8 protein-coding genes are annotated in these 8,536 nt (G+C 63.0%); 2 read left to right on the top strand and 6 right to left on the bottom strand.

The annotated features are described in order from the left end of the window. The first annotated feature begins 23 nt into the window (after positions 1–23). Both tagQ and BMZ57_RS12335 read left to right on the top strand, forming a co-directional pair. Complete coding sequence (gene tagQ / locus BMZ57_RS12340; RefSeq protein ID WP_010207530.1) at positions 24–944, top strand: type VI secretion system-associated lipoprotein TagQ; 921 nt, start codon at positions 24–26, stop codon at positions 942–944. A gap of 124 nt (positions 945–1,068) precedes the next feature. After that, entirely contained in the window at positions 1,069–1,443 is a 375-nt protein-coding gene (locus BMZ57_RS12335) for a hypothetical protein (RefSeq protein ID WP_010207528.1), read from the top strand. A 117-nt stretch (positions 1,444–1,560) separates the two neighbouring features. Here the strand turns inward: BMZ57_RS12335 and BMZ57_RS12325 are convergent, their stop codons facing one another. The 6 genes from BMZ57_RS12325 to exbB form a co-directional block, all read right to left on the bottom strand. After that, entirely contained in the window at positions 1,561–2,961 is a 1,401-nt protein-coding gene (locus tag BMZ57_RS12325; protein ID WP_021492591.1) for an aminoacyl-tRNA deacylase and HDOD domain-containing protein, read from the bottom strand. 127 nt (positions 2,962–3,088) lie between these two features. Next, complete coding sequence (recG, locus tag BMZ57_RS12320; protein ID WP_010207525.1) at positions 3,089–5,164, bottom strand: ATP-dependent DNA helicase RecG; 2,076 nt, start codon at positions 5,162–5,164, stop codon at positions 3,089–3,091. Between the two features lie 8 nt (positions 5,165–5,172). Next, positions 5,173–6,093: a hydrogen peroxide-inducible genes activator gene (locus tag BMZ57_RS12315; protein WP_010207523.1), complete on the bottom strand. Its 921-nt coding sequence runs from the start codon at positions 6,091–6,093 to the stop codon at positions 5,173–5,175. 221 nt (positions 6,094–6,314) lie between these two features. Next, entirely contained in the window at positions 6,315–7,064 is a 750-nt protein-coding gene (locus BMZ57_RS12310; RefSeq protein ID WP_010207522.1) for a TonB family protein, read from the bottom strand. Next, complete coding sequence (gene exbD / locus BMZ57_RS12305; RefSeq protein ID WP_003195519.1) at positions 7,061–7,486, bottom strand: TonB system transport protein ExbD; 426 nt, start codon at positions 7,484–7,486, stop codon at positions 7,061–7,063. The genes BMZ57_RS12310 and exbD overlap by 4 nt, the downstream gene beginning before the upstream one ends. A 6-nt stretch (positions 7,487–7,492) precedes the next feature. Further along, entirely contained in the window at positions 7,493–8,473 is a 981-nt protein-coding gene (gene exbB, locus BMZ57_RS12300; RefSeq protein ID WP_044288066.1) for a tonB-system energizer ExbB, read from the bottom strand. Positions 8,474–8,536 lie beyond the last annotated feature (63 nt).

Genomic DNA, 8,536 nt, shown 5'->3' with positions numbered 1-8,536 from the left:
CAAACTTAAACGAGAACACACCTATGCTTTTTTCCCGTAAGGCGGTTTCCAAGCGTCACTTGCTGCTGATCGCGGCCGGTTTCAGTACTGTGCTGACCGGTTGCGCCACGTCGCCGGCCTCCAAGGTCGCGTCCAGCACCAAGGTCGAGTACTACCCCAACTGCTACGAGCCGGTGCAACACCTGCGCGCGACCGATTCGGACATGACCAAGTCGGTTGTGACCGGTGCAGCCATCGGCGCTGCCGGTGGTGCACTGCTGGGCGCCCTGACCGGCGACTCCGACAAGCGCGGCCGTAACGCTGCCATCGGTGCCGCTGGCGGCGCCCTGGCCGGCGGCGCGGCGGGTTACTACACCGAGCGTCAGAAGCAGATCAGCGATGACAACCAGCGCATTGCCTCTTACTCCACAGACTTCAATAAAAGCGCATCGGATATCGACCGCAGCACCGCCTACGCCAAAGCCTCGCAGCAGTGCTACCAGAGCGCGTTCACCAAGCTGGTGGCCGACCGCAAAGCCAAGACCGTCAACGACACCGAAGGCCGCAAGCGCCTGGCGGAAATCGTTGCGGGTTTGAAGGAGTCCAATGACCTGATCGTTGCCGTCAACGGCAAGGCCAGCGAAGACCTGAACAACTACACCCAGGCCTACGAAAAAGACCTGCAGCAAGTGGGTGTGCAGCGTAACGACGTAGTCACCGTGGCCCAAGCCGACGTAACGCCGCCACCGGTACCCGCCAAGAAAGGCAAGACGCCACCGAAAGTCGCGAAGAAGCTGCCGGTTGTGCCAAAAGAAGCAGTCACCACCGAGAAGAGCATCCAGACCGTGCAGGCCAAGCAAGCTGAAAGCAAGCAGGTTGCCAGCGCCGGCAAGGCACAACTCGAAGGCAGCTGCCGCGATCCGAACCTGGCCGACTGGGCACCGGTACCTTGCCCTAACGTTTAAACAAAATGCTGCTATAAGCGTCAAACGCCAGCCGATCTTCCGCTAATGCGCAAGATCGGTGGCGTTCCTTTAGCAAATCGTTAAACTGCTGCGGCCACTCAATAATTACACCGAGGCCGTGTGCATGAAATTTCGTCTTCTCCTGTGGGTGCTGGGCCTGATGATGGGCAAAGCCAGCCGCACCAATCCCGCCTTCCAGCAGCAACTGGGTGACAAAGACCTGGCCTTCCAGCTGCAGACCCTCGACGGCAAGGTTGCTCGTCATTTCATCGTCAAAGACCAGCGCATCACCAGTCGCTCGGGTGTTCACCCGTCGCCGGCGTTCGCCATCGCCTTTAAAGATGCCGCCTACGGCTTCGCTACGATGCAGGCGAAGAACAAGCAATTGGCATTCATGACGGGGATTCAGGACAAGTCGATCCAGATCAAGGGCAACCCGGCGCTGGTGATCTGGTTCCAGGGGTTGACCAAGTATTTGAAGCCGAAGAAAAAGAAGTAACTACCGTAGGAGTGAGCTTGCTCGCGAAGGTCGTGAACGATGACGCGGGGTGTCTGGAGCCCCGCGGTGTTGTCAGGTTTTTCGCGAGCAAGCTCGCTCCTACAGGGTGTGGGTGGCTCAGCCCTGGCTGAACTGCGAAGCCAGCTCGCGCAACAACACTTCGGCATCCAGCACCTTACTCACCACTTCGTCCGCCTTTTCCCGGCTCAGCCCCAGGCGCTCAAGCAACTCGTCGGGGATGGTTTCATCCGGCCCGGACCCGATGCCGCGGCTGCGCAGCAGGCGCACGGCCAGGCACACCAGGTTCGGATATTCGGCGTATTGACCATCGTAGGTCGGATCATGCTGGAAGCGCAGGGCGGTGGATAGCTCATCCGGCATGTCCCAGTAGCGCATCAGCCAGGCACCGATCTGCTCGCGGCTGATGCCCAGCAGGTGTTGCTCGACATAGCTGTGGCACAGGTGCGGGTTGACCTCCAAGTGACGGCAGATCAGCGAGAAGTGCGGCGGGAACACGTGGGCCAGCAGCAGGTAACCGAAGTTGTGCAGCAGGCCGGCCAAGTAGGTCAGGCCGGCTTCCGGGCGCTGGGCGCGCGGCATGGCGCGGGTCAGGCCTTCGATCACGGCGGCGGTGTAGATTGACTGGTGCCAGTACGGCGTGGACTGGTGCGGATGGTCTTTGGGCAGGCTCAACGTCTTGCCCAGTGCCAGGCCCAGCGCCAGGTTGATCACCAGGTCAAAGCCCAGCACGCGCACGATGGCGTCTTCCACGGAGCGGATCTTGCCCGGCGAGGCGTAGTACGGCGACGCGGCCCAGCTCACCACTTGTGCGGCCAGCGCCGGGTCGGTCTCGACCACGCCGGTGATGTCATCAATGGTGGCGTTCGGGTCGACGCGCAGCTTGATGATCTTCTGCGCGGTATCGGCCAGCGGTGGAATCTCGATAGTCGCTTCCAGGCGTTGCTGGATACGGCGGGCGGTGAACGCCTGCATCGCCTGGGTGATTTCCTCACGGTCATCATTGGGGCGGTCGAGGTTGGGGCGGATATTGCTCAACGGCTCGCCGAAGTGGCCGGCGCTGGCCTTGGTGAGCATCGTCTTGAAGGCGTCTCTGGAGATCTCCAGCAACAGGCCTGCTTCACCCGAATGCACCAGCAGGCTGGGTTCGTCGAGCAGGCTGCCTTCGTACAGGCAAGGTGAACTGGTGAGCGGTGGCAGGCCCGGCAGCAGGGTCAGTTCGTGTTTGCCCAGCATGCGCTCGACGCGATCCGGCGACACGGCCGTGAGGCGGCGACCGGTGAGTTCGGCGAGGCGGTTGAGGTCAAGCAACTGGTTCTGCGGGAACAGCACCATCAGTGCGCCCACCGCGTCTTCCAGCAATACTGCCTGGATTTTTTGCGCAGGATTCAGGCCCGGTAGATCGGCGACTTCCGTGTAGGGGATGGCGAGTTTTGCGAGCAGAGCCCGAATGACCGGCGGGGCGGTCAGTGGGGCTGTGGCGAGGGCAACTTCTGACATGGCCTGATCCAATTTCTTACAGTCAACGAAGTATAACCAGCTTGATACAACTGTTGGTCGACTAACTGAGGTTTGTGACGCGGTTCATTTGTAGGCGCGGGCTGGCCCGCGCCTACAAAGCCTCAGGTCACACCTGGCCGTATTGCTGCCCATGGCGCAGCCAGCGATCCAGCAACGGGCTGACATGATCCGGCCAGCGTTCGAGCAACGCTTGCGCCGCATCGCGCACGGCCGGCAGTAGGTCGGCGTCGCGCATCAGGTCGGCGACCTTGAATTGCAGCAGGCCGGTCTGGCGAGTGCCGAGCATTTCCCCAGGGCCGCGCAGCTCCAGGTCTTTTTCGGCAATGACAAAACCGTCGTTGGTTTCGCGCATGATGCCCAGGCGCTGACGACCGATCTGCGACAGCGGCGGGTGGTAGAGCAACACGCAATGGCTGGCGGCGCTGCCCCGGCCGACCCGGCCGCGTAACTGGTGCAGCTGCGCCAGGCCCAGGCGTTCGGGGTTTTCAATGATCATCAGGCTGGCATTGGGTACGTCCACACCTACTTCAATCACGGTGGTGGCCACCAGCAGTTGCAGGTTGCCGGCCTTGAAGTCGGCCATCACCGCGGCTTTTTCAGCGGGCTTCATGCGCCCGTGGATCAGGCCGACCTTGAGTTCACCCAGCGCGCTGGTGAGGTCTTCATAAGTGGTCTCGGCAGCCTGGCAGGTCAGCTCCTCGGACTCTTCAATCAGCGTGCACACCCAGTACGCCTGGCGCCCTTCGGCACAGGCGCCGCGCACGCGCTCGATCACTTCGACACGCCGGGTGTCAGTGACCAATACGGTGTTGACCGGAGTCCGGCCGGGCGGCAGTTCATCGAGGATCGAGGTGTCGAGGTCGGCGTAGGCGCTCATGGCCAGGGTGCGCGGGATCGGCGTGGCGGTCATGATCAGTTGGTGTGGGTTCATACGTCCGCCCACGCCTTTCTGACGCAGGGCCAGGCGTTGTTGCACGCCAAAGCGGTGCTGTTCGTCGATGATCACCAGCGCGAGGTTCTTGAACTGCACTTCGTCCTGGAACAGCGCGTGGGTGCCCACCACCATCTGTGCGCCGCCGGCAATCTGTTCCAGGGCTGCCGCGCGGTTCTTGCCCTTGAGCTTGCCGGCCAGCCACGCGACTTCCAGGCCCAGGGGTTCGAGCCAGCGCTTGAAGGTGATGAAGTGTTGCTCGGCGAGGATCTCGGTCGGTGCCATCAACGCCACTTGATAACCGGCTTCCAGCGCTTGCAGGGCGGCGAGGGCGGCGACCACGGTCTTGCCCGCGCCCACATCGCCCTGGATCAGGCGCAGCATGGGCTCCTGCTGGCTGAGGTCGTAAGCGATTTCATTCCCGACGCGCTGTTGGGCACCGGTCGGTGCGAAGCCGAGGTTGGCCAGGTACTGCGCGGGCAAGCGGGTGGCTTTGGGCATCGCCGGCGCACGTAGCGAACGCATGCTTTCGCGCAGGCGTTGCTGGGACAGTTGGTGGGTCAGCAGCTCTTCGAAGGCCAGGCGGTGCTGGGCCCAGTGATGACCCAGTGCGAGTTCGTCGACATCGGCATCGGCGGGCGGGTGATGCAGGTAGCGGATCGCATCGTCCAGCGACGCCAATTGATAATCGCGGGCCAGCTCCAACGGCAACCAGTCGGGCAGGCTTTTCGGGCCGAGCATCGTCAGCGTCTGCATGCACAGTTGGCGGAGGCGTTGCTGGGTCAGGCCTTCGGTGAGCGGGTAGATGGGGGTGAGTGTGGTGTCGACCGGCGGCGGCTCGTCGCCGGTGATCGCGCGGTATTCCGGGTGATAGATCTCCAGGCCCGATGCCCCGGGCCGTGCTTCGCCGTAACAGCGCACGCGGGTGCCGCGCTTGAGCCCTTCCTTCTGCGCGTTGCTGAAATGGTAGAAGCGCAGGCTCAGGCCACCGGTGCCGTCCTGCAGGCGCACGACCAGGCTGCGACGCTTGCCCATCACCACGTCGGCGCCGCTGACGGTGCCTTCGATCACGGCATCCTGCCCAGGGCGCAACTGGCCGATGGGCACGACGCGGGTCCGGTCCTGATAGCGCAGGGGCAAATGGAACAAGACGTCCTGGAGGTTTTCCAGGCCGACCTTGGCCAACTTCTCGGCCATGGCTTCACCGACACCCTTGAGTGCCGTCACCGACACCTGCGACAGCTCAGTCATACCGTTGCTTAGCTCGCAGCTGTCGGCTTGGCCACCGAGCACAGGCGGATCGAATCGGCGAGGATCTCAATCGCTTTCGGCCGTGGGAAGCTGGCGCGCCAAGCGATCGCCACGGTACGGAACGGCACCGGCGGCGTGAGTGGGCGCACTTCGATCACGCCGGGGGCGTAGTGATGGCTGTCCACTGCTGACAGCGGCAGGATCGAAATACCCAGACCGGACGCGACCATGTGGCGGATGGTTTCCAGGGAGCTGGATTCCACGGTGGTGTGCTTGGCGCCGTCGTTGCCCTTGGTCAGGGTCGGGCAGGCTTCCAGGACCTGGTCGCGGAAGCAGTGGCCCTCGCCGAGCAGCAGCAGGCTCTTGTCGTTGAGCAAGGCGGCGTCGATGGTGTCTTTTTTGGTCCACGGATGGTCGGCCGGCATCAGCACCTGGAACGGCTCGTCGTAGAGCGGCAGGGTCAGCACGTCGGCTTCGTTGAACGGCAGGGCGATGATGATCGCGTCCAGCTCGCCGTTGCGCAGTTTGTCGCGCAGCACGTGGGTGAAGTTTTCTTCGATATACAACGGCATCTGCGGTGCGACGCGGTGCAGTTGCGGGATCAGGTGCGGGAACAGGTACGGGCCGACCGTGTAGATGGCGCCGACTTTCAGCGGTGCGGTCAGCTGGTTCTTGCCGGCCTGGGCCAGTTCGCGAATGCTCTGCGCTTGCTCCAGCACCTTCTGGGCCTGGGCAACAATGCCTTCACCCACCGGCGTAAGGCGCACGGCGCTCTTGCTGCGCTCGAAAATCAGCACACCGAGTTCGTCTTCAAGCTTTTTCACGCCCACCGACAGCGTCGGCTGGCTGACATGGCAACGCTCGGCCGCGTGGCCGAAGTGCTGCTCTTGGGCGAGGGTAACGATGTAGCGTAATTCTGTAAGAGTCATAGCGGGCGTCCATGAGGTTGCGGGCCAAGCATACCGGCTGCAATCGATAGACGCACGTTATCAGAACTTTGCTGGGGATTGAGCGGGGAATATCGGTGATTTTGCTGATGCGATAAACCCATCTGGGCTGCCCGCGATGCAGGCACCTCGGTCTATCAATTGCACCGAGGTGATGCTATCGCAGGCAAGCCAGCTCCTACACAAGCTGATGCCTGCAACCCTTAGCGGCGGCGTTTCTCGATGTTGTACACGAACGGTGCAACGATCTCGATACTGCCGCCTCTGAGCATGTCTGCCGGTGGCTTGGGCAACGGCTGGGCACGGCGGATCATATCCAGGGTGGCGCGGTCCAGGTCGGCGTTGCCGGAGCGGCCCACCAACTCGTAGGACAGCACGTTGCCGTCGGCATCGACCACGAACTTCAGGCGGTTGAGGCCTTCCTTGCCACGGGCCTGGGCGCCTGGCGGGTACTTCTTGTACTTCTGCAGGTGAGCCAGCAGGGTGCCTTCCCAGGATGCCTTCGCTGCGATTTGCTGCGGAGAGGGGCCTGGTACAGGCTGGGCCGATTTCTCAGCCGGTGCCTGGGTCGGCGGAGCGTCGCTCGGCGGATCCTCGGAGGGTTTCTCCTTGGGCGGCTCGATCTTCTTCTCCACTGGCTTCGGCGGCTGTGGTTTGGGCTTGGGTTTGACCGGCTTGGGCACCTGGATCGTTGGCTTGGGTGCCTCGGCCAGTTTCGGCAGGGGCAGCTCTTCCACCGGTGCAGGCGGCTGCGGCGGCGTCACCACCTTGGGCGGCGCTGGCGGTGGCGGTGCGGGCATCGGCGCCAGGTCGATGACCATGGCCGCCGGCGGCAACTGCACCGTACGCGGCGCTGACCAATGAAGCGCGATAGCGATCGCGACGGCATGCACGCCCAGTACGACGGCGAGGCTGGTGCCATAACGCGTCAGTTTGTGGCGCGTCGTGATCATTTCTTGGCTGCCGTCTCAAGTCCGACCAAGCCTACCTTGAGGTAGCCGGCTGCCCGCAGGGCATCCATCACGCTCATCAGGTCGCCGTAGTCCACGCCCTTGTCAGCCTGGAAGAAGATCGTCGTGTCTTTCTTGCCTTGGGTCTTGGCGTCGAGCACCGGCCCCAGGGTTTCAGCCTTGACTTCTTCTTCACCCAGGAACAGGCGTTGGTCCGCCTTGACGCTGAGGAAGATCGGCTTCTCCGGCCGCGGCGCCGGCTTGGCGCTGGACGCGGGCAGGTCAACCTTGATGTCCACGGTCGCCAATGGTGCCGCCACCATGAAAATGATCAGCAGCACCAGCATCACGTCGATAAACGGCGTGACGTTGATTTCGTGGTTCTCGACGAGTTCGTCGTCGCCTTGATTCAAATGCAGGCCCATGGCCGATTACCCCACTTTCACCATGTGCGGTTGCGAGCTGCGCTCGGTAGGCAGGTGATCGAGATCGCGGCTGACCAGCAGCAGGACTTCTGCCGACGCGTCCGATACCTGAGCCTTGTAGCCGGCAATCGAACGGGCGAAGACGTTGTAGATCACCACCGCAGGAATCGCGGCAACCAGGCCCAGGGCGGTAGCCAGCAGGGCTTCGGCGATGCCTGGGGCAACGACGGCAAGGTTGGTGGTCTGGGTTTTGGCGATGCCGATGAAGCTGTTCATGATGCCCCACACGGTGCCGAACAGACCGACGAAGGGCGCGGTCGAACCAATGGTCGCCAGCACGCCGGTGCCGCTGCTCATGTTACGACCGCAGGCCGCCACCAGGCGCTCCAGGCGGAAGGCCACACGTTCCTTGATGCCTTCTTTTTCGCGGGTGTTGGCCGACAGGCGCATTTCTTCCAGCGCGTCGTGCACCAGGGTGTTGGCCAGGGTGCCTTTCTTGGTCGCGCTTTCGCTGGCTTCCTTGAGGGTAGTGGCCTTTTTCAGGTGGACGATTTCGTTGCGCAGGCGACGTTTGGCGCCCAGCAACTCGAAGCCTTTGGCAATCCAGATGGTCCAGGTGATGATCGAGGCGATGGCCAGGCCGATCATGACGGCTTTCACTACCACGTCAGCGTTCTGATACATGCCCCATGGCGACAGGTCGTGGGCCATGCCCAGGGTGTTGTCTCCTTCCAGAACCACCCCGGTCTCGTCGGCGGAGGCTGGGTCAGCAGCCTGGGCCGGGTCGGTAGCAGCGGGCGCTGCGGCGGGAGCGGCCGCTGCCGCGGCGTTTTGCTCGGCTGCAGCCGGGGTGGCTGGCGCGGTGGCGTCAGCGAAGGCAGCGGTCGGTGCCAGCAGTACGCTGAACAGCAGCGCAGCAATCGCACGCCAGGCGCGGGATGGGCTGTGAAGCTTGGTTGGCGAAGCGGGGGTTGTATTACGTGTCATGCTGGCCGGACCTGAGTAAAAAAATGAGTGATCGTCCTTCCAGACCCATGGGGTCGAGGACAA

Source organism: Pseudomonas simiae (assembly GCF_900111895.1).
In the GTDB taxonomy this organism is placed as follows: domain Bacteria; phylum Pseudomonadota; class Gammaproteobacteria; order Pseudomonadales; family Pseudomonadaceae; genus Aquipseudomonas; species Aquipseudomonas simiae.
Note: the sequence above shows the minus strand (reverse complement) of the source record. Positions and strands in the feature narration are given on the sequence as shown.

Excerpts from the sequence above, each read along its gene's own strand:
- tagQ (WP_010207530.1), top strand. The coding sequence starts at position 24 with ATGCTTTTTTCCCGTAAGGCGGTTTCCAAGCGTCACTTGCTGCTGATC.
- BMZ57_RS12335 (WP_010207528.1), top strand. The coding sequence starts at position 1,069 with ATGAAATTTCGTCTTCTCCTGTGGGTGCTGGGCCTGATGATGGGCAAA.
- BMZ57_RS12325 (WP_021492591.1), bottom strand. The coding sequence starts at position 2,961 with ATGTCAGAAGTTGCCCTCGCCACAGCCCCACTGACCGCCCCGCCGGTC.
- recG (WP_010207525.1), bottom strand. The coding sequence starts at position 5,164 with ATGACTGAGCTGTCGCAGGTGTCGGTGACGGCACTCAAGGGTGTCGGT.
- BMZ57_RS12315 (WP_010207523.1), bottom strand. The coding sequence starts at position 6,093 with ATGACTCTTACAGAATTACGCTACATCGTTACCCTCGCCCAAGAGCAG.
- BMZ57_RS12310 (WP_010207522.1), bottom strand. The coding sequence starts at position 7,064 with ATGATCACGACGCGCCACAAACTGACGCGTTATGGCACCAGCCTCGCC.
- exbD (WP_003195519.1), bottom strand. The coding sequence starts at position 7,486 with ATGGGCCTGCATTTGAATCAAGGCGACGACGAACTCGTCGAGAACCAC.
- exbB (WP_044288066.1), bottom strand. The coding sequence starts at position 8,473 with ATGACACGTAATACAACCCCCGCTTCGCCAACCAAGCTTCACAGCCCA.